General features: G+C 64.3%; 22 protein-coding genes and 1 pseudogene. 10 read left to right on the forward strand and 13 right to left on the reverse strand.

Features of this window, described 5'->3' with window-relative positions; translation table 11 throughout:
* Nucleotides 1-617: 617 nt before the first annotated feature.
* Nucleotides 618-812 (forward strand): hypothetical protein, encoded by a 195-nt coding sequence (locus DM872_RS22280; RefSeq protein ID WP_179061466.1) that lies wholly within the window; start codon nucleotides 618-620, stop codon nucleotides 810-812.
* 130 nt (nucleotides 813-942) lie between these two features.
* On the opposite strand, the gene DM872_RS22285 is transcribed toward DM872_RS22280, so the two are convergent.
* The 4 genes from DM872_RS22285 to glyQ form a co-directional block, all read right to left on the reverse strand.
* On the reverse strand, nucleotides 943-1707 hold the full coding sequence (locus tag DM872_RS22285; protein WP_179061467.1) for a lysophospholipid acyltransferase family protein: 765 nt from the start codon (nucleotides 1705-1707) through the stop codon (nucleotides 943-945).
* Between the two features lie 14 nt (nucleotides 1708-1721).
* Nucleotides 1722-2252 (reverse strand): D-glycero-beta-D-manno-heptose 1,7-bisphosphate 7-phosphatase, encoded by a 531-nt coding sequence (gene gmhB / locus DM872_RS22290; RefSeq protein ID WP_179061468.1) that lies wholly within the window; start codon nucleotides 2250-2252, stop codon nucleotides 1722-1724.
* A gap of 65 nt (nucleotides 2253-2317) precedes the next feature.
* Nucleotides 2318-4363 carry a glycine--tRNA ligase subunit beta gene (gene glyS, locus DM872_RS22295; protein WP_179061469.1) on the reverse strand — a complete coding sequence of 682 codons (2046 nt, stop codon included), beginning with the start codon at nucleotides 4361-4363 and terminating at the stop codon, nucleotides 2318-2320.
* Nucleotides 4360-5307, reverse strand: coding sequence for a glycine--tRNA ligase subunit alpha (gene glyQ / locus DM872_RS22300; RefSeq protein WP_179061470.1), 948 nt, complete (start codon nucleotides 5305-5307; stop codon nucleotides 4360-4362). Before glyQ ends, glyS begins: the two co-directional genes overlap by 4 nt.
* A gap of 82 nt (nucleotides 5308-5389) precedes the next feature.
* Between glyQ and DM872_RS22305 the strand changes: the two genes are divergently transcribed.
* From DM872_RS22305 to DM872_RS22315, 3 genes are all read left to right on the forward strand, one after another.
* A complete protein-coding gene (locus tag DM872_RS22305) occupies nucleotides 5390-5941 on the forward strand; it encodes a DNA-3-methyladenine glycosylase I (protein ID WP_179061471.1) in 552 nt (183 codons plus the stop codon).
* A 48-nt stretch (nucleotides 5942-5989) separates the two neighbouring features.
* The gene (locus tag DM872_RS22310) at nucleotides 5990-6877 is read left to right on the forward strand and encodes a lysophospholipid acyltransferase (RefSeq protein ID WP_179061472.1); all 888 of its coding nucleotides are present in this window, start codon (nucleotides 5990-5992) and stop codon (nucleotides 6875-6877) included.
* A 106-nt stretch (nucleotides 6878-6983) separates the two neighbouring features.
* A complete protein-coding gene (locus tag DM872_RS22315) occupies nucleotides 6984-7247 on the forward strand; it encodes a PilZ domain-containing protein (RefSeq protein WP_077527516.1) in 264 nt (87 codons plus the stop codon).
* On the opposite strand, the gene DM872_RS22320 is transcribed toward DM872_RS22315, so the two are convergent.
* On the reverse strand, nucleotides 7248-8123 hold the full coding sequence (locus DM872_RS22320) for a helix-turn-helix transcriptional regulator (RefSeq protein ID WP_179061473.1): 876 nt from the start codon (nucleotides 8121-8123) through the stop codon (nucleotides 7248-7250). It lies immediately after the preceding gene.
* Nucleotides 8124-8271: 148 nt separating this feature from the next.
* Between DM872_RS22320 and DM872_RS22325 the strand changes: the two genes are divergently transcribed.
* Nucleotides 8272-8994, forward strand: coding sequence for a cysteine hydrolase family protein (locus tag DM872_RS22325; RefSeq protein ID WP_179061474.1), 723 nt, complete (start codon nucleotides 8272-8274; stop codon nucleotides 8992-8994).
* 42 nt (nucleotides 8995-9036) lie between these two features.
* Here DM872_RS22325 and DM872_RS22330 read toward each other — a convergent pair whose 3' ends face one another.
* The 6 genes and pseudogenes from DM872_RS22330 to def all read right to left on the reverse strand — a co-directional run bounded on the left by DM872_RS22330 (nucleotide 9037) and on the right by def (nucleotide 14507).
* Complete coding sequence (locus DM872_RS22330; RefSeq protein ID WP_179061475.1) at nucleotides 9037-9783, reverse strand: SDR family NAD(P)-dependent oxidoreductase; 747 nt, start codon at nucleotides 9781-9783, stop codon at nucleotides 9037-9039.
* Between the two features lie 185 nt (nucleotides 9784-9968).
* Nucleotides 9969-10292, reverse strand: a pseudogene (locus DM872_RS22335) (tetratricopeptide repeat protein).
* Between the two features lie 12 nt (nucleotides 10293-10304).
* Nucleotides 10305-11678, reverse strand: a complete 1374-nt coding sequence (gene trkA, locus DM872_RS22340; protein ID WP_077527520.1) for a Trk system potassium transporter TrkA — start codon at nucleotides 11676-11678, stop codon at nucleotides 10305-10307.
* An 11-nt stretch (nucleotides 11679-11689) separates the two neighbouring features.
* On the reverse strand, nucleotides 11690-13003 hold the full coding sequence (gene rsmB / locus DM872_RS22345) for a 16S rRNA (cytosine(967)-C(5))-methyltransferase RsmB (protein WP_179061476.1): 1314 nt from the start codon (nucleotides 13001-13003) through the stop codon (nucleotides 11690-11692).
* Complete coding sequence (gene fmt / locus DM872_RS22350; RefSeq protein ID WP_179061477.1) at nucleotides 13000-13944, reverse strand: methionyl-tRNA formyltransferase; 945 nt, start codon at nucleotides 13942-13944, stop codon at nucleotides 13000-13002. Before fmt ends, rsmB begins: the two co-directional genes overlap by 4 nt.
* Before the next feature lie 56 nt (nucleotides 13945-14000).
* Nucleotides 14001-14507, reverse strand: coding sequence for a peptide deformylase (gene def / locus DM872_RS22355; RefSeq protein WP_179061478.1), 507 nt, complete (start codon nucleotides 14505-14507; stop codon nucleotides 14001-14003).
* Nucleotides 14508-14648: 141 nt separating this feature from the next.
* On the opposite strand from def, the gene DM872_RS22360 reads away from it, so the two are divergent.
* The 3 genes from DM872_RS22360 to DM872_RS22370 all read left to right on the forward strand — a co-directional run bounded on the left by DM872_RS22360 (nucleotide 14649) and on the right by DM872_RS22370 (nucleotide 17450).
* The gene (locus tag DM872_RS22360) at nucleotides 14649-15674 is read left to right on the forward strand and encodes a LysM peptidoglycan-binding domain-containing protein (protein ID WP_179061479.1); all 1026 of its coding nucleotides are present in this window, start codon (nucleotides 14649-14651) and stop codon (nucleotides 15672-15674) included.
* 84 nt (nucleotides 15675-15758) lie between these two features.
* Nucleotides 15759-16853: a DNA-processing protein DprA gene (dprA, locus tag DM872_RS22365; RefSeq protein ID WP_179061480.1), complete on the forward strand. Its 1095-nt coding sequence runs from the start codon at nucleotides 15759-15761 to the stop codon at nucleotides 16851-16853.
* Between the two features lie 42 nt (nucleotides 16854-16895).
* Nucleotides 16896-17450 (forward strand): L-threonylcarbamoyladenylate synthase, encoded by a 555-nt coding sequence (locus DM872_RS22370; protein WP_077527526.1) that lies wholly within the window; start codon nucleotides 16896-16898, stop codon nucleotides 17448-17450.
* Here the strand turns inward: DM872_RS22370 and DM872_RS22375 are convergent.
* Nucleotides 17440-18417: an NADPH:quinone reductase gene (locus DM872_RS22375; RefSeq protein WP_179061481.1), complete on the reverse strand. Its 978-nt coding sequence runs from the start codon at nucleotides 18415-18417 to the stop codon at nucleotides 17440-17442. The genes DM872_RS22370 and DM872_RS22375 overlap by 11 nt on opposite strands.
* A 135-nt stretch (nucleotides 18418-18552) precedes the next feature.
* Here DM872_RS22375 and hemF point away from each other — a divergent pair, with 135 nt between their 5' ends.
* Together hemF and aroE are read left to right on the forward strand one after the other, a co-directional pair.
* The gene (gene hemF / locus DM872_RS22380; RefSeq protein WP_077527528.1) at nucleotides 18553-19473 is read left to right on the forward strand and encodes an oxygen-dependent coproporphyrinogen oxidase; all 921 of its coding nucleotides are present in this window, start codon (nucleotides 18553-18555) and stop codon (nucleotides 19471-19473) included.
* A complete protein-coding gene (gene aroE / locus DM872_RS22385; protein ID WP_179061482.1) occupies nucleotides 19470-20297 on the forward strand; it encodes a shikimate dehydrogenase in 828 nt (275 codons plus the stop codon). Before hemF ends, aroE begins: the two co-directional genes overlap by 4 nt.
* A gap of 82 nt (nucleotides 20298-20379) precedes the next feature.
* Here aroE and DM872_RS22390 read toward each other — a convergent pair whose 3' ends face one another.
* Nucleotides 20380-21948 (reverse strand): SulP family inorganic anion transporter, encoded by a 1569-nt coding sequence (locus tag DM872_RS22390; protein WP_179061483.1) that lies wholly within the window; start codon nucleotides 21946-21948, stop codon nucleotides 20380-20382.
* Nucleotides 21949-22033 lie beyond the last annotated feature (85 nt).

Raw genomic sequence — 22033 nt, forward strand, 5'->3', positions numbered from 1 at the left:
GATTGGGGCAATGAACCCGCTCTAGAAAATACTAAATTTAGCTAAGACTCTGATTTATAAGGGTTTTGTAAAAGTTGGCACGCGGCATGCATTCTATATGGCACAACAACAATAAAAAGCTTCAAAAAGAACGTTTTCGACTCTGACAGAACAAAAACAACAGCACAGAGAAGAAGCAAACCGATTTTTTTGGACAGGGTGTGTCGTTCCATACCCGGTGACTAGAGCAAAAGAACAATAAAACTACCTTGAGGTAGCGGCGCTCTGGTTGGTTCAGCAATGACGATGACATGATCAGCGTCCAAAAAAATCCGTTTGCCCTCGGTCCAGTTGGGACCAGCCATTTCTGGTTGCGCTAGTAGCCAGGAGCGAAGAACAACAACGAATACTTGATAAAAACAACAACAATAAAATGAAATAAACATTTGAGGGGAGCTTCGGCTCCCCTCAGTGCTTTCCGGCTTCTGCAAAATTCCCTTCTCCCCCTGTTTGTCGAATACCGCCTGGCTCAAGCGTTCCTGTGCGTTCCCAGTGGTGGGGACGCTTCGCACCTGCATAGAGAGGGCGTAGCCTGGGAGCGCTTGCAGGGGCCCTGGAGGCCGTACAGGAGCAATTGGATGGATGAGAGCAAGGGTGATGCATCAAGCATCACTGACGAAGAGATAAACGCATACATGATGCGCCAGCTGCGCTCCGGCAGGGTCAAGCCAGGGGTTCTGGTGGTGCTGACCGAAAAGAATTTTCCAGGCGTTGCGCGCGAGCGGATCATCCAGTGCTTCAACGGGCTGGATTCGCGCTATCTGAAAGGCTAACGAGGAAGGCGAGAAAGCGTTATGCACTTTCTCGCTAAGACTTATTGTGAAACGAAGGCCCTTGTAAATCAGGGCCTTGAGCCATGAAATCGGCAATTCGCCAAAATTTTGTTCACAGCTTATCCACAGTTCAGGCCGGATGCTCGACTTTGGCAGTGGTCTGCGGACCTTCGATCTCGCGCTGAGTGGCTTCCACCCAGGCAAACGCCCTGTCATTCAATTCGGCAATGGCTCGGGGACCCTCGCCTTCCGCATACATGACCGGACCGAGCACGACCTGGATGGTGCCCGGGCGCTTGGCCCAGCCTTCCTTCGGCCAGAACTGGCCGGCATTGAGCGCCACTGGAAGGACCGGCAGTCCGGCATTCACCGCCAGGGCCGCGCCACCGCGAGAGAATTTGCCCATCTGGCCGACCGGCACACGGGTGCCCTCAGGGAAGATCAGTACCCAGGCACCTTGCTTGAGGCGCTCATCGCCTTGCGCTGCGAGCTGCTTGAGGGCCGCCTTGGGGTTGCTGCGATCGATGGCGATGGGCTTCATTAGCGCCATGGCCCAGCCGAAGAAGGGAACGCGCAGCAGCTCGCGTTTGACCACCTGGCTGAGAGGCTCGAAAGCGCCGGAGAGGAAGAAGGTCTCCCAGGTGCTCTGGTGCTTGGCGAGGATCACGCAGGGTTGGGTCGGGATGTTCTCCTCGCCTTTCACTTCATAGCGAATACCCACCATCACCTTGGCCAGCCAGACAGCGAACCGGCACCAGCGCCAGACGATGAAGCGGTAGCGCGCGCGAAACGGCATGAATGGCGCGAAGAAGAGGCTCAGCGTGCCCCAGATGAAGGCGCTCAGCGACAGCAGCAGGTAGAAAAGGAAGGTTCTGATGGCCTGCACTGTCGTCATGGGAGCTGTTGACCTTACTGAAGTAGATGTGTGGCGACTGCCGCCAGATCGTCGAATACCAGGGTGCCCGCTGGCAATTGCTTGGCCAGGGTTCGTTCGCCCTTGCCGGTCTTCACCAGAACGGGCTGACAATCGACGGCCCGCGCGGCTTCCAGGTCACCACTGCTGTCGCCGACGAACCAGATGCCAGCAAGGCCCACGCCATAGTGCGCAGCGATGCGCCTGAGCATGCCGGGCTGCGGTTTGCGGCAATCACAGCCGTCGTTCGGGCCATGCGGGCAGTACTCGATCACGCCCAATTCGCCGCCCTGCTCTGCCACCATCTCGCGCAACCGCGCATGCATCGACTCCAGCGTCGCGAGGTCGTAATAGCCGCGGGCGATGCCGGATTGATTGGTGGCCACGGCAACGGTCCAGCCGGCCTTGCTCAGGCGCGCGATGGCGGCGATGGCGCTGGGAATGGGGATCCACTCCTCGAGCGATTTGATGTACGCGTCGGAGTCTTCGTTGATGACTCCATCGCGGTCGAGAATGAGTAATTTCATGAACGACGCCTGAACGCCGCGCCTGACCCGAAGTGCTCTGCCTTGGGTCAGGCGCGCGCTATCACTTAGCCCAATACCGAAATGTCAGCCACGCCCAGGAACAGGCCGCGCAGCTTGGCCAGCAGGGCATAGCGGTTGCTGCGTACGGCGGCGTCTTCGGCGTTGACCAGTACCGCTTCGAAGAAGCTGTCCACCGGCTCGCGCAGGCTGGCCAGGCGCTCCAGGGTTTCGCGGTAGCTGCCGGCGTTCGCCAGGGCCTGCTCGGCGTCGCCCACGGCCTTGGCCAGGGCTTGCTCGGCGGCTTCCTGCAGCAGGGCGTTGTCGACGCTGCCGGGAACATTGCCTTCCGCCTTGCTCAGCAGGTTGGACACGCGCTTGTTGGCGGCGGCCAGGGCAGCGGCTTCCGGCAGCTTGCGGAAGGCCTGGACGGCCTGCACGCGCTGGTCGAAATCCAATGCCGAGGACGGCTGCACAGCGCGTACCGACAGGTAGACGGCGACGTCCACGCCTTCGTCCTCGTAGCGGGCGCGCAGGCGGTCGAAGACGAACTCCAGCACCTGCTCGGCAAGACCCTCGGATTTCACCTTGGAACCGTAGAGGTCGATGGCGAAGGCGACGGCTGCCGCGAGGTCGAGGTTCAGCTGCTTCTCGATCAGGATGCGCAGGACGCCCAGGGCCTGACGACGCAGGGCGAAGGGGTCCTTGCTGCCGGTGGGAAGCATGCCGATGCCGAAGATACCCACCAGGGTGTCCAGCTTGTCAGCCACGGCAACGGCGGCACCGGTGAGGGTCTGCGGCAGCTCGGCGCCAGCGCCACGGGGCATGTACTGCTCGTTCAGCGCCTTGGCGACGTCTTCCGGCTCACCGTCGTTGGTCGCGTAGTAGTAGCCAGCGATGCCCTGCATTTCCGGGAATTCGCCGACCATTTCGGTAGCCAGGTCGCACTTGGCGAGGATGCCGGCGCGCGCAGCGCGGGCCGGATCGGCGCCGATCTGCTCGGCCACGAAACCCGCGAGGCGGGATACGCGTTCGGCTTTCTCGTAGACGGTACCGAGCTGGGCCTGGAACACCACGTTCTTCAGGCGCTCGTTGAAGACTTCGAGCTTCTGCTTCTTGTCCTGCTTGAAGAAGAACTCGGCGTCGGTGAGGCGCGGGCGAACCACTTTCTCGTTACCGGATACGATCTGCGCCGGGTCCTTGCTGACCACGTTGGCTACGGTGATGAAGCGCGGCAGCAGCTTGCCGTTGGTATCCAGCAGGCAGAAGTACTTCTGGTTGTCCTGCATGGTGGAAATCAGGGCTTCCTGGGGCACGGCGAGGAAGCGCTCCTCGAAGGAGCACACCAGCGGCACCGGCCACTCGACCAGGGCAGTCACTTCGTCCAGCAGGTCGGCGGGCACCACGGCAGTGCCGTTCTGTTCGGCAGCCAGTTCGGCGACACGCTTGGCGATGATCTCGCGGCGTTCGGCGAAGTCGGCCAGCACGTGGGCGCTGCGCAGGTCTTCCAGGTAGGTGGAAGGCTTGCTGATGCGGATGTTGTCCGGGTTGTGGAAGCGGTGGCCACGGGATTCACGACCGGCCTTCCGGGTGAGGATCTCGCAATCCACCACGTCGTCGCCGAACAGCATGACCAGCCACTGGGTCGGACGCACGAACTCTTCGCGGCGAGCGGCCCAGCGCATGCGCTTCGGAATCGGCAGGGCAGCCAGCGAGGTTTCGACGATACCGGGCAGCAAGCCTGCGGCCGGCTGGCCGGGGATGGACTGGCTGAACTTCAGTTTCGGACCGCTCTTGTCGATCTGCTCCAGGTCAACACCGCACTTGCGGGCGAAGCCCAGTGCCGCCTGGGTCGGCTTGCCTTCGGCATCGAAGGCGGCCTGGATCGGCGGACCGTCGAGGTTGATGCTGCGATCGGGTTGCTGGGTCGCCAGTTGCTCCACCAGCACGGCCAGACGGCGCGGGGCGGCGAATACCTGGGCCTTGGCATAGCCCAGGCCGGCGGCCTTGAGGCCTTGCTCGATGCCGCCGAGGAAGGCGTCACCCAGGGATTTCAGGGCCTTGGGAGGCAGCTCTTCGGTGCCCAGCTCTACCAGGAAATCTTGTGCACTCATTCTTGAGCCTCCAGCTTGGCCAGTACTTCGTCACGCAGTTCGGGAGTGGCCATGGGGAAGCCGAGACGCGCGCGCGCCTGCAGGTAGCTTTGCGCCACGGCGCGGGCCAGGGTGCGCACGCGCAGGATGTAGCGCTGGCGCTCGGTCACCGAGATGGCGCGGCGGGCGTCCAGCAGGTTGAAGGTGTGGGAGGCCTTGAGGACCATCTCGTAGGTCGGCAGCGGCAGCTGCAGCTCGATGAGGCGGTTCGCTTCGCTCTCGTAGAAGTCGAACAGCTCGAACAGCTTCTCGACGTTGGCGTGCTCGAAGTTGTAGGTCGATTGCTCCACTTCGTTCTGGTGGAACACGTCGCCATAGGTGACCTTGCCGAAGGGGCCGTCGGCCCAGATCAGGTCATACACCGAGTCGACGCCCTGGATGTACATGGCCAGGCGCTCGAGACCGTAGGTGATTTCGCCGGTCACCGGGTAGCACTCGATGCCACCGACCTGCTGGAAGTAGGTGAACTGGGTGACTTCCATGCCGTTCAGCCAGATTTCCCAACCCAGGCCCCAGGCGCCAAGGGTCGGCGATTCCCAGTTGTCTTCGACGAAGCGGATGTCATGCACCAGCGGGTCGACCCCGATGGCTTTCAGCGAGCCGAGGTACAGCTCCTGGAAGTTCTCCGGGTTGGGCTTGAGGACCACCTGGAACTGGTAGTAGTGCTGCAGGCGGTTGGGGTTCTCGCCGTAGCGGCCGTCGGTCGGACGGCGGGACGGCTGCACGTAGGCGGCGTTCCAGGTCTCCGGGCCGATGGCGCGGAGGAAGGTGGCGGTGTGGAAAGTACCGGCGCCCACTTCCATGTCGTAGGGCTGGAGCACCACGCAGCCCTGCTCGGCCCAGTACTGCTGCAGGGCGAGGATCAGGTCTTGGAAGGTGCGCACGGCGGGCGTAGTCTGGCTCACGAATTTCACCTGTGCTGGGTCTTCGACGGAAAATGCCGGAGTATACCCGATCCGACCCCGCCGCAACCGCATGGAAAGCCTTATGCCACGCTGCTTCTGGTGCAATGACGACCCCCTCTACATCGCCTACCACGACACCGAATGGGGCGTACCGCTGAAGGACTCTGCGGCGCTTTTCGAACTCCTCCTGCTGGAAGGCTTCCAGGCCGGCCTGTCCTGGATCACCGTACTGAAGAAGCGCGAGCGCTACCGCGAGGTTCTGTTCGGTTTCGATCCGCAGCGCCTGGCGGTGATGAGTGACGAGGAGATCGAGAAGCTGATGCAGGACCCGGGCATCATCCGTAACTTCCTCAAGCTCAAGGCAGCCCGGCAGAACGCCCAGGCATGGCTGCGCCAGGAAGACCCGGTGAAGCTGCTCTGGTCCTTCGTCGGCGGCAAACCCAAGGTCAACCACTTCAGCGCGCGTGGCCAGGTGCCGGCGGTCACACCCGAGGCGGAGGCCATGAGCAAGGCGTTGAAGAAAGCCGGCTTCACCTTCGTCGGCCCGACCATCTGCTACGCCTTCATGCAGGCCGCCGGCATGGTCATGGATCACACCACGGACTGCGACCGTTATCGCGAGCTGACCCTGTGATCCGGTGCGAGGGTAGAATGCGCGCTTTCGAACGTCCTGGAGTTGCCTGTGGATAAGTTGAAAGGTGCGCTGATTGTCGGCTTCCTGCGCCTCTTCGCGATGTTGCCCTGGCGTGCCGTGCAAGCGGTTGGCGCGACCATTGGCTGGCTGATGTGGAAGCTGCCGAACCGTTCCCGCGATGTGGTGCGGATCAACCTGTCCAAGTGCTTCCCCGAATGGTCGCCGGCGGAACTGGAGCAGCGCGTTGGTCAGAGCCTGAAGGATATCGGCCGGACCTTCACCGAAAGCGCCTGCGCCTGGATCTGGCCGGCGGAGAAGTCCATCGGACTGGTACGCGAAGTGGAAGGCCTCGATGTGCTGCACGAGGCCCTGGCCAGTGGCAAGGGCGTGGTGGGTATCACCAGCCACCTGGGCAACTGGGAAGTGCTCAACCACTTCTACTGCGCCCAGTGCAAACCCATCATCTTCTACCGCCCGCCGAAGCTGAAGGCGGTGGACGAGCTGCTGCAGAAGCAACGAGTGCAGTTGGGTAACCGTGTGGCGCCTTCCACCAAGGAAGGCATCCTCAGTGTCATCAAGGAAGTGCGCAAGGGCGGCGCCGTGGGCATCCCCGCCGACCCTGAACCGAGCCTCTCGGCTGGCGTCTTCGTGCCCTTCCTCGGCACCCAGGCGCTGACCAGCAAGTTCGTTCCCGGCATGCTGGCTGGCGGCAAGGCGCGCGGCGTATTCCTGCATGCCCTGCGCCTGCCCGATGGTTCGGGCTTCAAGGTGATCCTCGAAGCCGCGCCCGAAGGCATGTACAGCGAGAACGTCGAAGAAGGCGTCGCCGCCATGAGCCAGGTGGTGGAAAGGTACGTGCGGGCCTACCCGACCCAGTACATGTGGAGCATGAAGCGCTTCAAGAAACGCCCCGAAGGCGAGAAGAAGTGGTATTGAGCAGAAAGGCGCCGGAAGGCGCCTTTTTTCTGGCCGGGTGAGGGTTGTTCCAGATCTGATACACCGTTAACGTCGGCAGCTCACCGGCTCAGGATGATGCGATCCCATGGCGAACCAGCGGCAATTTCCCCGAACTCCGATGAAGTGCAGGATCAAGATCAGCCACCCGAGCTTTGGTGAGCTGGTTGCCCAGACCCGCGATCTCTCCGATGGCGGCGTCTATGTCCGTCATCCCGATCTGGCTGCTCTGACAGTCGGCAGTATCGTACGCGGCCAGGTCCAGGACCTGCCGATCGAAGCACCCATCCTGGAAATGGAAGTGATGCGAGTGGATGCCGAGGGCGCGGGCCTGCGTTTCATGGAGTCCTGATCAGGGCTCAGGCGGAACAGTAGGACAAACCCGCGCGGTCACCTCTACCTCGCCCTTCGCCACCGTCCTGATCCATTCCGCGGGTGGGCAACCCACCAGGCTCGCAAAGGTCCGGGAGAACGATGCCTGCGAGCTGTAACCCACCGCGTTGGCCACCACCTTGATCTGAACCCCTTCACGCAGCAGATCCTGCGCCGTCTTCATGCGCCAGGCGGTGAGATAGGCCATGGGCGATGTCCCCAGGATCTGATTGAAGCAGGCGGAGAATTTCGAACGGGACATCAGCGCCAGGTTCGCCATGCGCTCCACGCTCCATTCCTCTTCCGGTTCTCGGTGAATCTGGCTGAGTACGGCCCCCAGCCGGCCATCCTGCAGGGCGTAGAGCAGGCCCCCGGAAATCCGACCGTCCTCGACCGCCCGCCGTACCAACAGCACGAACAGGTATTCGAACAACAGATTGAGGGCCTTGGCCCTGCCGGGCGCCGCGCCCTGGAACTCGCCTACCAGGGTGCGGATCACTGGTAACGCATGGCCCAGCGCGTCCAGAGGAAACACCAGGGTTTCTTCCAGTCCGAGGGGAAACGGCTGGACCAGACCACGGCTGAACTGGAAAGAAGCACAGATCAGCTCGGCCCCCTCGATGGAGTTGGAGCGCAACTGATAACGGCAGCTGCTGGGGCAGAACAGCACGCTGGGTTCGCTGATCGATACCTTCGGCAGTCCTGGCTGGACCATGTCGATGCCGCCCCGCTCCACCAGGTGGATGAACGCCATACCCGGCGGCTTGTCGAGCACCAGCGCTCCGTCCACGCGGCCGGCGAAGAACAGCCGCCCCTGGAGGCTGGTGCGCTCGAAGAATTCGGAAAGGACATCCATCGGAGACAACCTGGCAAAGATCCTGTACGTCCTGGCAAAAGCCGCGGAGGGCGCGGCCATAGGATGCAATCACGCCGATGGTAGTCAGCCCCGGGCCGGGCTGCCACGGCAATCCGTGATTTCATCCCGCCCGCAGGAGTCCATCGAAATGAGCCATGAACCTTCCCGCCCCTCCACGGCCTACAACGACCCGGCCGAGCCTGCACTGCCCAACCCGGGCATGCGCCTGGACCTGTCCCGCGCCGCGCTGGTAGTGATTGACCCGCAAATCGATTTCCTCAGCCCCGAAGGGGTGAGCTGGAGCGTATTCGGCAAGAGCATCACCGAGCACGATACGGTTCGGCATATCGGCCAGCTGTTCGCCGCTGCCAAGGAGGCCGGCATCACCGTTGCCGTGTCGCCGCACTATTACTACCCCTGCGACCACGAGTGGCACTTCGGCGGGCCGCTGGAGAAGGTCATGCACAGTATCTGCATGTTCGACCGCAAGGGGCCATTGAGCCTGGAAGGTTTCGAGAACTCCGGCGCGGACTTCCTGCCCGAGTACAAGCCTTTCATCCTCGATGGCAAGACCATCATCGCGTCCCCCCACAAGGTCTACGGCCCGGAGACCAACGACCTGGCGTTGCAGCTGCGCAAGCACGGTGTGTCGCAGATCATCCTCGCCGGCATGGCCGCCAATCTGTGCGTGGAATCCCACCTGCGCGAACTGCTGGAACTGGGCTTCGAAGTGGCGGTGGTGCGCGATGCCACCGCAGGCCCGACGACGCCCGAGGGTGACGGCTACCTGGCCGCATTGATCAACTACCGCTACATCGCCAATGCGCTGTGGAGCACCGAGCAGACCCTGAGCTATCTGCGGGGAGAGTGAACCGCTGGCCCCGTCGACTTTGTGCGACGGGGCCATCTGCATTCAGCGCAAGGTGTAACCGCTGTCGACGACCAGGTCCTGGCCGTGGACGCCGCGTGCAGCCTGCGAGAGCAGGAAGAGGATGGCATCGGCCACGGCACCGGGTTCGAGGAAGCGACCACCGAGCAAGCGTTGGTTGACGCTATCGGCTACTGCGGAGAGCTCGTCGTCTGCCAGTCCCAGGCTGGACCAGATGGGCGTGGCGGTCGGGCCGGGCGACACCATGTTCAGGCGTACGCCACGGGGTGCCAGTTCCACCGCGAGGGTGCGCATGTGCGCTTTCAACGCGGCCTTCGAGGCAATGTAGGCGGCGAGACCGGGAAAACTCACCCCTGAAAGGAAGGTGCCGATGAACACCACCGAGGCAGACGGCACCAAGTCGCCGTTCAACGCCGCCAGCGTGTCGATGGCACCCGCGCCATTGACCGCCCATTGCGGGTCGAACGCAGTGGCATCCAGCCCGTCTGCGAGGCGGGCGATCCCGGCATTGGGCACCAGGTAGTGGATGGGACCGAGGTCGCGCGCCGTCTGCGCCAGCGCGGTCAGATCACTGGCTTGGGTAACGTCGCCGGCTTGCCAATGCAGCTGCTCGCCGAAGCGCGCTTGTAGCCCGTGGAGTTCTCCCGGTCGCCGGCTCATCGCCAGGACCCGGGCGCCATGCTCCAGCAGGCGCTCTACAACGGCAAGGCCGATCCCGGAGCTGGCACCGGTGACGACCGCAAGGCGATTCTCGAATTCGTGTTGTGGCATGGCAGGTTCCTGTTTCTGTAAGAGGCCGACGTGGCAACACCACGACGTGCTTTACAGGAACAAGAAACGGGCCAGGAATTCAGGCTTTATAAATCAATGATTTATTGGATAAGGCTGTCAAAATGACTTTCACGGGAAGAGTCACTTGGACCCGGCATCGAGTCATTTTGACCTTGATGAATTGATCAGACCGGCGAGCCGCCGCGCTTGTCCAGGCGCTTGAGGAACACCGTCATCTCCTTCTCTGCCTGCTTGTCGCCATGGGCCTGGGCGGCCGCGAGGCCTTCGGTCCAGGCGGCGCGGGCGGCGGCGAGGTCGCCGTCAGCTTCCAGGGCCTTGCCCAGCAGCTTCCAGGCGGCAGAGTACTTGGGGTCCTGCTCGACGCAACGGCGCAGGTGCTCGGCGGCCCGCGCCGCATCGCCCTAGTCGAGGTAGCCCTTGCCCAGGCCAAAGCGCAGCAGGGCGTTGTCCACGCCCTTGGCCAGCATCTTTTCCAATCCTTCGAGCATGGGGTGCTCCCTTTAGAAGAAGGTCAGGCCCACCTGGAACAACCGCTCGGCGTCGCGGATGTACTTCTTGTCCACGAGGAACAGGATCACATGGTCGCCCGACTCGATGATGGTGTCGTCGTGGGCGATCAGCACTTCCTCGTCACGGATGATGGCGCCGATGGTGGTGCCGGGCGGCAGGGCGATGTCCTCGATCATCTTGCCCACCACCTTGCTCGACTTCGCGTCGCCGTGGGCGATGGCTTCGATGGCCTCCGCTGCGCCACGGCGCAGGGAGTGCACGCTGACGATGTCGCCGCGACGCACGTGGGTCAGCAGGGTGCCGATGGTGGCCAGCTGGGGGCTGATGGCGATGTCGATGTCGCCGCCCTGTACCAGGTCCACGTAGGCCGGGTTGTTGATGATGGTCATCACCTTGCGCGCGCCCAGGCGCTTGGCCAGCAGCGAGGACATGATGTTGGCCTCGTCGTCGTTGGTCAGCGCGAGGAAGATGTCGGCGTCGTTGATGTTCTCTTCCACCAGCAGATCGCGGTCGGAGGCGCTGCCCTGGAGCACGATGGTGCTGTCGAGGACTTCCGAGAGGTGACGGCAGCGCGCCGGGTTCATCTCGATGATCTTCACCTGGTAGCGGCTTTCGATGGCCTCGGCGAGGCGCTCGCCGATATGTCCGCCGCCCGCGATGACCACGCGCTTGTAGCTGTCTTCCAGACGCCGCAGCTCGCTCATCACCGCGCGGATGTGAGCCTTGGCGGCGATGAAGAAGACTTCGTCGTCGGCCTCGATCACGGTATCGCCCTTGGGCAGGATCGGCCGATTGCGACGGAAGATGGCGGCCACGCGGGTGTCCACGTTGGGCATGTGCTCGCGGATCTGGCGCAGCTCCTGGCCCACCAGCGGACCGCCGTAATAGGCCTTGACCCCCACCAGCTGGGCCTTGCCCTCGGCGAAGTCGATCACCTGCAGCGCACCGGGGTACTCGATCAGGCGCTTGATGTAGTTGGTCACCACTTGTTCCGGGCTGATCAGCACGTCCACCGGGATGGCTTCGTTATCGAAGAGGCCAGCACGGGTGAGATAGGCCGCTTCGCGTACCCGGGCGATCTTGGTGGGAGTGTGGAACAGCGTGTAGGCCACCTGGCAGGCGACCATGTTCACCTCGTCACTGTTGGTCACCGCCACCAGCATGTCGGCATCGTCGGCGCCAGCCTGGCGCAGCACGGTGGGGAAGGAGCCACGGCCTTGCACGGTACGGATGTCGAGTCGGTCGCCGAGGTCGCGCAGGCGGTCGCCATCGGTGTCGACCACGGTGATGTCGTTGGCTTCGCCCGAAAGGTGCTCTGCCAAGGTGCCACCAACCTGCCCCGCGCCGAGAATGATGATCTTCACTGCTAACTCCGTTAGCCGCGTGCTGAAGCGGCGATCTTGATCAGCTTGGCATAGTAGAAACCGTCATGGCCGTCTTCCTGCGCCAGCAATTGGCGGCCGTGGGGTTGTTTCAATCCGAACGGTCCGGGGATGTCCAGCTCGCGGGCGCCAGGGGTGCGGGCGAGGAAGGCGGCGATGTTATCGCTGTTCTCCCGTGGCAGCGTGGAGCAGGTGGCATAGAGCAGCACGCCACCGACTTCCAGAGTCGGCCAGAGGGCATCCAGCAGCTCACCCTGGAGTTCGGCGAGCGCGGCGATGTCTTCTTCCTTGCGGGTCAGCTTGATGTCCGGGTGCCGACGGATCACCCCGGTTGCCGAGCAGGGAGCATCGAGGAGGATGCGCTGGAACGGCTTGCCGTCCCACCAGCCGGCGGTATCGCGGCCATCAGCGGCGATCAGCCTGGCTTCCAGGCCGAGTCGCGCGAGGTTCTCGCGCACACGCACCAGGCGGCTCTCTTCCAGGTCGACAGCCACCACTTCGGAGAGACCGGGTTCTGCCTCGAGGACGTGACAGGTCTTGCCACCGGGCGCGCAGCAGGCGTCGAGCACGCGCTGCCCGGGCGCCAGCTCCAGGAGGTCGGCGGCCAGTTGGGCGGCTTCGTCCTGCACGCTGACGCGACCTTCGGCGAAGCCCGGCAGGGTCTTCACGTCGCAGGCTTCGACGAGGCGGATGCCGTCACGGCTGAAGGCGCAGGGCTCGGCAGCGATCCCGGCTTGCTGCAACTCGGCCAGATAGTCGTCGCGGCTGCCATGGCGGCGATTGACCCGCAGGATCAACGGCGGATGGGCGTTGTTCGCCGCGCAGACAGCCTCCCAGTGTTCCGGCCAGGCCGCCTTGAGGGCCTTCTGTAGCCAGCGTGGGTGGGCGGTACGCGCTGCCGGGTCGCGTTCCAGCTCGGCGAAGATCGACTCGCCCTGGCGCTGGGCGTTGCGCAGCACGGCGTTGAGCAGGCCCTTGGCCCAGGGTTTCTTCAGCTTGTCCGAGCAGCCGACGGTTTCACCGATGGCAGCATGGGCGGGAATGCGGGTGTAGAAGAGCTGGTAGAGGCCGACCAGGAGCAGGGCTTCCACATCCTTGTCCGCGGACTTGAACGGCTTCTGCAATAGACGCTCGGCCAGGGCAGAGAGGCGCGGTTGCCAGCGCGCGGCACCGAAGGCCAGATCCTGGGCCAGGGCGCGATCACGTGGGTCCACCTTGTCCAGCTGCGGCGGCAGGCTGCTGCCCAAGGAGGCCTTACCGGAAAGGACCGCGGCCAGCGCGCGGGCGGCGGCGAGACGCGGATTCATGCGCCGAGCACCTTGCCCACGGCGAACTGCTCGCGGCGGCTGTTGAACAGGTCAGCGAAGTTCAGCGGTTTGCCGCCGGGCAGTTGCAGGCGGGTCAAGCGCAGGGCGCCGTCGCCACAGGCTACGGTGAGGCCGTCCTTGCTGGCGGCGAGGATCTGCCCGGGCGTGCCCTTGCCATCGCCCAGCGCGGCGGCGAGCACTTTCAGCGGCTCGCCGTCGAGGGTGCTGTGGCAGATGGGCCAGGGATTGAACGCGCGAACCAGAAGTTCCAGCTCCACCGCAGGGCGGCTCCAGTCGAGGCGCGCCTCATCCTTGTTCAGCTTGTGCGCATAGTTGGCCAGGGCGTCGTCCTGGACTTCACCTTTCAGGGTTCCGGCGGCCAGGCCTTCGAGGGCTTCGAGGACCGCTTGCGGGCCAAGCTGTGCGAGGCGGTCGTGCAGGCTGCCGCCAGTGTCTTCCGCGCTGATCGGCGTGGTGACCTTGAGCAGCATCGGGCCGGTGTCGAGGCCGGCTTCCATCTGCATCACGGTAACGCCGCTCTCCGCGTCGCCCGCCTGGACCGCGCGCTGGATCGGCGCGGCGCCACGCCAGCGAGGCAGCAGCGAGGCGTGGCTGTTGATGCAGCCCAGGCGCGGCGTGTCGAGCACCACCTGCGGCAGGATCAGGCCGTAGGCGACTACCACCATCAGATCGGCGCCAAGGGCCTTGAGCTCGGCCTGGGCGGCCGGATCACGCAGGGTCGGCGGTTGCAGCACCGGAATCCCGTGTTCGACCGCCAGTTGCTTGACCGGGCTCGGCATCAGCTTCTGGCCGCGACCGGCCGGGCGGTCCGGCTGGGTGTAGACGGCGATGACCTGGTGGCGGGAATCGAGCAGGGCTTTGAGGTGCTCCGCGGCGAACTCCGGGGTGCCGGCGAAGACGAGGCGCAGGGGCTCAGTCATGTGAAAGTCACCAAAAAGAAAAGGCTTGCCGGGGCAAGCCTTTGGTATCGGGGGAATCAAGCCTGCTGGCGATGTTGCTTTTCCAGCTTCTTCTTGATGCGGTCGCGCTTGAGGGAAGACAGGTAGTCGACGAACAGCTTGCCGTTGAGGTGGTCGCATTCGTGCTGGATGCACACGGCGAGCAGGCCCTCGGCGATCAGCTCATAAGGCTGGCCATCGCGGTCCAGGGCCTTGATCCGGACCTTCTGCGGACGATCGACATTCTCGTAGAAGCCGGGTACCGAGAGGCAGCCTTCCTGGTACTGGTCCATCTGCTCGGTCAGGGATTCGAACTCGGGATTGATGAAGACCCGAGGCTCGGAATTGTCTTCCGACAGGTCCATCACCACCACGCGCTTGTGGACGTTCACCTGGGTTGCGGCCAGGCCGATACCCGGGGCGGCGTACATGGTTTCGAACATGTCATCGATCAACTGGCGGATGGAGTCGTCGACCACAGCCACCGGTTTGGCGATGGTGCGCAGCCGCGGATCGGGGAATTCGAGAATGTTCAGAATCGCCATATGCGTTTGTGATGCACTTGTGGAATATGTTGAAAATCCGCTGCTAAGATGGTGAGCAGCATAAAAAAACGGCTGAAGAGCCCGGTTGGGGCGGCTCTCAGGGCGTTTCATGTGAACGGACATAATAAAGGGATTCACCGCATGAGGAAATCACTACTCGCCCTGCTGCTCCTGGCCGCCAGTGGCCTGACCCAGGCTGCGGTGGAACTCAGGGACGGGCATCCGGAGCGCTATACCGTCGTCAAGGGCGACACGCTCTGGGATATTTCCGGCAAGTTCCTGCGTCAGCCGTGGAAGTGGCCGGAAATCTGGCATGCCAACCCGCAGATCGAGAACCCGCACCTGATCTATCCCGGCGACGTGCTCAGCCTCGTCTACATCGATGGACAGCCGCGCCTCATGCTGAATCGCGGTGCGTCACGCGGCACCATCAAGCTGTCGCCCCAGGTGCGCAGCACGCCGATGGCCGAGGCCATTCCGGCCATTCCGCTGGAGGCGATCAACGCCTTCCTGCTGACCAACCGCATCATCGACGATCCCGAGCAGTTCCAGACCGCACCCTACATCGTCGCCGGCAACGCCGAGCGCGTGGTCAGTGGTGCCGGTGACCGCGTCTACGCCCGCGGCAACTTCTCCCACGAGCAACCGGTCTACGGCATCTTCCGCCAGGGCAAGACCTATGTGGACCCTGAGACCAAGGAATTCCTCGGCATCAACGCCGACGACATCGGCGGCGGCGAGATGGTGGCCGACGAAGGCGACATCGGCACCCTGGAGCTGACCCGCTCTACTCAGGAGGTCCGCCTGGGCGACCGCCTCTTCCCCACCGAGGAACGCGCGATCAACTCCACCTTCATGCCCAGCGCACCGGAGCGTGATGTCAGTGGCGTGATCCTCGACGTACCGCGCGGCGTGACCCAGATCGGCCAGTTCGATGTGGTCACCATCAACAAGGGCAAGCGTGATGGCCTGGCGGAAGGCAACGTGCTGGCGGTCTACAAGACCGGCGAGACTGTGCGCGACCGCGTCACCGACGAGTTCATCAAGATCCCCGATGAGCGTGCCGGCCTGCTGATGGTGTTCCGCACCTACGACAAGCTCAGCTACGGCCTGGTACTGGCCGCCACCCGCCAACTGGCGGTGCTGGACAAGGTACACAACCCGTAACACCTCCAAGCCCCCGCCCTGCGGGGGCTTGTTGTATTGATGGCCGTTCTGCCGCGGTTGCGGCGCGATCAAGGACTGATCGACGTGCCATCAATCTCCCCCGCCGAGCTGGAAGCTCGCCTGCGTCTGCATCACCTTCCCGAACTTGGCCCTGCCCGTTTTCGTCGCCTGCTCGAAGCCTTCGGTTCTGCTTCCGCGGCACTCAGTGCGCCGGCCGCTGCCTGGCGATCGCTGGGCCTGCCGGAGTGTTGCGCCGACCCTCGGCGCAGTCCGGAAATCCGTGATGCCGCGGCCCGCGCCCTGGCCTGGCAGGAGCAGCCCGGCCGACACCTGTTGTGTTGGGATGACCCCGGTTACCCGGCCCTGCTGACCGAGATCGGCAACACGCCACCGCTGCTGTATGTCGCTGGCGATGCCTCGCTGCTGGAGCGTCCGCAACTGGCCATGGTCGGCAGTCGCCGGGCTTCTGCGGCGGGTCTGGACACGGCGCGCGCATTTGCCCGCAGCCTGGCGGGAGGTGGCTTCGTCATCACCAGCGGGCTGGCCCTGGGCATCGACGGCGCCGCCCACCTGGGCGCGCTGGAAGCCACAGGCAAGACTGTCGCGGTGCTCGGCACCGGGCTGCAGCGCATCTACCCCAGCCGTCACCGCGGCCTTGCTGCGCGCATCGTCGAAGAAGGAGGTGCGCTGGTGTCCGAACTACCGCTGGACTGCCCGCCTCAGCCGTCCAACTTTCCCCGGCGCAATCGCATCATCAGCGGCTTGTCTCTGGGCGTACTGGTGGTGGAGGCCAGTCCCTCCAGTGGCTCGCTGATTACCGCACGGCTGGCGGCCGAGCAGGGGCGCGAGGTCTATGCCATTCCGGGCTCCATCCACCATCCCGGTGCGCGCGGTTGTCACCAGTTGATTCGCGAAGGCGCGGCGCTGGTGGAAAAGGTGGAAGACATCCTCGAAGCATTGCGCGGCTGGCAGGCCATGGCGCCCGATGCGCGAAGCGAAGCCATGGCGATAGAGCCCCATCCCTTGCTCGACCTGCTGCGCGCTGCCCCCTACAGCAGCGAAGGGCTGGCCGCGGCCAGCGGCTGGGAGCTGCCGCGCCTGCTCGCCGAACTCACCGACCTGGAACTGCGGGGGCGCGTCGCCCGCGAGGCCGGCTGCTGGGTGCATCGCCAAGGTTGAGCCCTGTACACTTTGCCGATCCAGTTTTGCGGGGAATGGGGAATGGTCAGTCGTTGGCGAGTGCAGCAAGTGGCGCGGGTCGTGCGCGAAGGTGGCGTGATCGCCTATCCCACCGAGGCGGTGTGGGGCCTGGGCTGCGATCCCTGGAACGAGGACGCGGTTTATCGCCTGCTGGCGCTCAAGGAACGCCCCGTGGAAAAGGGACTGATCCTGGTGGCGGACAACATCCGCCAGTTCGATTTCCTCCTCGAAGGTTTTCCCGACGCCTGGATCGACAAGCTCGCCAGCACCTGGCCCGGTCCCAACACCTGGCTGGTGCCGCACCAGAACCTGCTCCCCGAGTGGGTCACCGGACAGCACGACAGTGTTGCCCTGCGTGTCAGCGATCACCCATTGGTACGTGACCTTTGCGCCCTCACCGGGCCATTGATATCCACGTCAGCCAATCCCACCGGTCGTCCCTCCGCCTACTCGCGCCTGCGGGTACAGCAGTACTTCGGCGACACCCTGGACGCAGTGCTGGGCGGCGCCCTGGGGGGACGCCGCAACCCCAGCGTGATCCGCGACCTGGCCAGCGGGCGCGTGCTCAGGGGATAAGCACGGTAGAGCCGGTGGTCTGGCGGCTGGCGAGGGCGGTGTGTGCCTTCGCCGCCTCGGCCAGGGCGAATCGCTGACTCACCTCCACCGTGATGCGGCCGTCGGCGATGAGCCCGAACAGCTCATCCGCCATGGCCTGCAGGCGTTGCGGTGTGCTCGCGTAACCGAACAGCGTCGGCCGGGTGACATAGAGCGAGCCCTTCTGCGCCAGGATGCCCAGGTTCACCCCGGTCACCGGCCCTGAGGCATTGCCGAAGCTCACCATCAGGCCGCGCGGTGCCACGCAGTCCAGCGAGACTTCCCAGGTGTCCTTGCCCACCGAGTCGTAGACCACCGGGCACTTGGCGCCATCGGTGAGCTCCAGCACCCTTTGCACCACGTTCTCGTGGCTGTAGTCGATGGTCGCCCAGGCGCCGTTGGCCTTGGCCAGTGACGCTTTTTCGGCTGAGCTGACCGTGCCGATCAGTTTGACGCCAAGGGCTCGCGCCCATTGGCAGGCGATCTGCCCGACCCCGCCGGCGGCGGCATGGAAGAGGATGGTCTCGCCGCCCTTCAGCTCATAGGTCTGGCGCAGCAGGTATTGCACGGTCAGCCCCTTGAGCATCACCGCCGCCGCCTGCTCGAAGCTGATGCTGTCAGGCAGACGGACCAATTTTTCCGCTGGCAGTACGTGCAGCTCGCTGTAGGCCCCCAGCGGCCCGGTGGCGTAGGCGACCCGGTCGCCCACCTTGAACTGGCTTACCGCGCTGCCCACGGCCTCCACCTCGCCGGCCCCTTCGGTGCCCAGGCTGGTGGGAAAGTTCGGCGCCGGGTAGAGGCCGCTGCGGTAGTAGGTGTCGATGAAGTTCAAGCCGATGGCGCGGTTGCGCACGCGCACTTCCTGCGGTCCCGGTTGCGCCGGTTGGTAGTCCGCATATTCGAGGACCTCCGGGCCACCGTAGGCGGAGAACTGGATGCGTTTGGCCATGCTGGCAACCTCCTGGTTGGAAAAGCTCCCATCCAACGCCTCGCCTTGATTCCCGTCAAGCCACGACGGCCCCCGCGCGGTGGTATGCTTGCCTGCTCATTTTTCCGCCACTTAACCGCTGCCAGGGTTGACCACGTGACTGACCGTATCGAGGCCGTGAAGGCCTATCTGCTCGATTTGCAAGACCGCATCTGCGCCGCCCTGGCGGCCGAGGATGGCAAGACCGGTTTCTACGAGGACGCCTGGACCCGTCCCGCTGGTGGTGGCGGTCGTACCCGGGTGATCGAGAACGGCGCGCTGATCGAGAAGGGTGGCGTGAACTTCTCCCACGTCTTCGGCGCCAACCTGCCACCGTCGGCCAGCGCCCATCGTCCGGAGCTGGCTGGCCGGGGCTTCCAGGCCCTCGGCGTGTCCCTGGTCATCCACCCGGAAAACCCCCACATCCCCACCTCCCACGCCAACGTGCGCTTCTTCTGCGCAGAGAAAGAAGGTGAAGAGCCTGTGTGGTGGTTTGGCGGCGGCTTCGACCTGACGCCCTATTACGCCGTCGAAGAAGACTGCGTGCTCTGGCACCAGGTGGCCCGCGACGCCTGCGCGCCCTTCGGTGCCGATGTGTACCCGCGCTACAAGGAATGGTGCGACCGCTACTTCCACCTCAAGCACCGCAACGAGCCGCGCGGTATCGGCGGTCTGTTCTTCGACGACCTGAACCAGTGGGACTTCGACACCAGCTTCGCCTTCATGCGCGCCATCGGCGATGCCTACCTGGAGGCCTACCTGCCGATCTTGAAAAAGCGCAAGGACACTCCCTTCACCGAGCAGCAGCGCGAATTCCAGGCCTTCCGTCGTGGTCGCTACGTGGAGTTCAACCTGGTGTTCGATCGCGGCACCCTGTTCGGCCTGCAGTCGGGTGGTCGTACCGAGTCCATCCTCATGTCGCTGCCGCCGCACGTGCGTTGGGGCTACGACTGGAAACCGGAGCCGGGCAGCGAGGAAGCGCGCCTGACGGAGTACTTCCTGAAAGACCGCGACTGGCTCGGGGAGGCAGGGCTGTGACCGACCGCTACTGCGTCTTCGGCAACCCCATCGGCCACAGCAAGTCGCCGCTCATTCACCGCCTGTTCGCCGAGCAGACCGGCCAGTTGCTCACCTATGAAGCCGTGCTGGCGCCACTGGACGACTTCACCGGCTGCGCACGGCAGTTCTTCGAAACCGGCAAAGGCAGCAACGTTACCGTGCCCTTCAAAGAACAGGCCTACCAGTTGGCCGGCAGCCTCAGTGCCCGCGCCCAGCGCGCCGGTGCAGTGAACACCCTGAAGCGGCTGGAAGATGGCAGCCTGCTCGGCGATAACACCGACGGCGCAGGCCTGGTACGCGACCTCACCCGCAACGCAGGGCTCGACCTGACCGGCAAGCGCATCCTCCTGTTGGGTGCGGGCGGCGCCGCTCGGGGTGTGATCGAGCCGTTGCTGGCCGAGAAGCCGGCAGCCCTGGTGATCGCCAACCGAACCGTGGAGAAGGCCGAGGCGCTGGCTCAACTGTTCGCCGATCTCGGACCGGTGTCCGCCAGCGGCTTCGACTGGCTGGAAGAGCCCGTCGACCTGATCATCAATGGCACCTCGGCAAGCCTCGCCGGCGACCTGCCGCCGATTTCGCCGAGCCTCATCAAACCGGGCCACACCGTCTGCTACGACATGATGTACGGCAAGGAAATGACCGCCTTCAACCGCTGGGCCGCCGAGCATGGCGCCGCGCGTACGCTCGACGGTCTGGGCATGCTGGCCGAGCAGGCAGCCGAAGCTTTCCTGCTGTGGCGCGGCGTATTGCCGGACAGCGCACCGGTACTGGCCGAACTGCGTCGCCAGCTGGCTCAGGGCTGAGCCTTCCCTCCCCTTGTGGGAGCGAATTTATTCGCGAATGAATTCGCTCCCACGGCATGGCCTTCGCGAGCAGAGCTCGCTCCTACGAAATGCTCCCCTCGATCACCAACTGGCTGTCCGCACCTTCCAGCTTGCGCAGCTCCCGCTCCACTTGCGGCCGGGCGCGGCGTAGCACCAGGCTCCGCCCTTCCCCGCCCAGCCGCCGTGCTTCGTCATGGAGCATGCTCACCCCGGCGTAATCGATGAAGTTCACATGGTGCGCATCCAGCACCAGGCGCCCGGCGCGGCTGCGCTGGATCAGCTTCTGCAGGTAGGGGCAGGCGCCGAAGAAGATCGAACCCTCGATGCGCAGCACCTCGGCATCGCCCTCCCGCGCTTGCAGGACCCGTGGTTGCGACGTGCGCTTGAGGTAGAAGAACAGCGACGCCAGCACTCCGGCGTAGATGGCGGTTTGCAGTTCCAGCAGCAGGGTGGCCGCGCAGGTCATCGCCATCACCGCGAACTCCGCCCGGCTGACGCGCCATAGCTGGCGGACGCTGCGCCCATCCAGCAAACCCCAGCAGATCAGCAGGATGCTCGCCGCCATGGCAGGCAGCGGGATATGGGCGATCAGGCGTGCACCCAGCAAGGCGAACAGCGCCACCCAGAATGCGGAGAACACCCCGGCCAGGGGCGACTGTGCACCAGCCTGGAGATTCAGTGCGGAGCGGGTGAAGGAGCCCGCCGAGAGATAGCCGGAGAACCAGGCACCCATCAGATTGGACAGACCCTGGCCACGGGTTTCCTGGTTGGCGTCCAGCACCTGCCGCGACTGGCTGGCCAGGGCACGGGAGATGGACAGGCTGGTGACCAGGCCGAGCAGGCCACAGGCAACGGCCGACGGCAGCAGGCGCAACACGTCCTCGGCATCGACGCGGATCGAGGCCAGTGGCGGCAGGCTGCCGCTGAAGGGATGTACCAACTCGACACCCGCGAAGGTGGCCGGCATCGTCAGCACCAGCAGGCTGCCGCCAATGATGCCGATCAATAGTGCCGGCAACCGTGGCCATAGCCTGCGCACGAAGACCGACAAGCCAAGGGTGAATGCCGCCACCCAAAGCGAAGGCCAGTGCACTTCGCGTACATGCCCGACCAGTTCCAGCGCACTCTGCCAAGCGGTGGCGCGCCCTTCCAGGTTGGTCAACCCGAGCAGGTTGGGCACCTGGCCAAGGGCGATCACCAGAGCCGCGCCCAGGGTGAAACCGAGTACCACCGACTGCGAGACGAAGTTGGCCAGTGAGCCGAAGCGCAGGAACCCGACCAGCCACTGGAATGCTCCGGCGAGCAGGGTCAGCAAGAGGACCAGGCTGATGTATTGCTGACTGCCCGGCAGGGCCAGTGGGCTGACGCTGGCGAAGAGCACCACCGAGATCGCCGCCGTCGGCCCGCAGATCAGGTGCCGCGATGAGCCCCAAAGGCAGGCGATGATCACCGGGACTACCGCTGCATACAGCCCGTACTCTGCGGGCAGTCCAGCAATCAGTGCGTAGGCGATGGACTGTGGCAGGGCCAGGATGGCGCCGGTCAGACCCACCAGCGCATCGCGGCCCAGGCTGCGGGGGCGGACGGCTGGGAGCCAGGCGAGGAAGGGGAAGAGGTTAGAAGGACGCATGTGAGACTCGCGGTGGTGCCGGGGCGGCACTTGTGGGGGCGAATTCATTCGCTAAGCAGTCCGCAGGACCGCCCAAAAATTTCCA

It is taken from the genome of Pseudomonas taiwanensis (assembly GCF_013393345.1).
Classification (GTDB): domain Bacteria; phylum Pseudomonadota; class Gammaproteobacteria; order Pseudomonadales; family Pseudomonadaceae; genus Metapseudomonas; species Metapseudomonas resinovorans_C.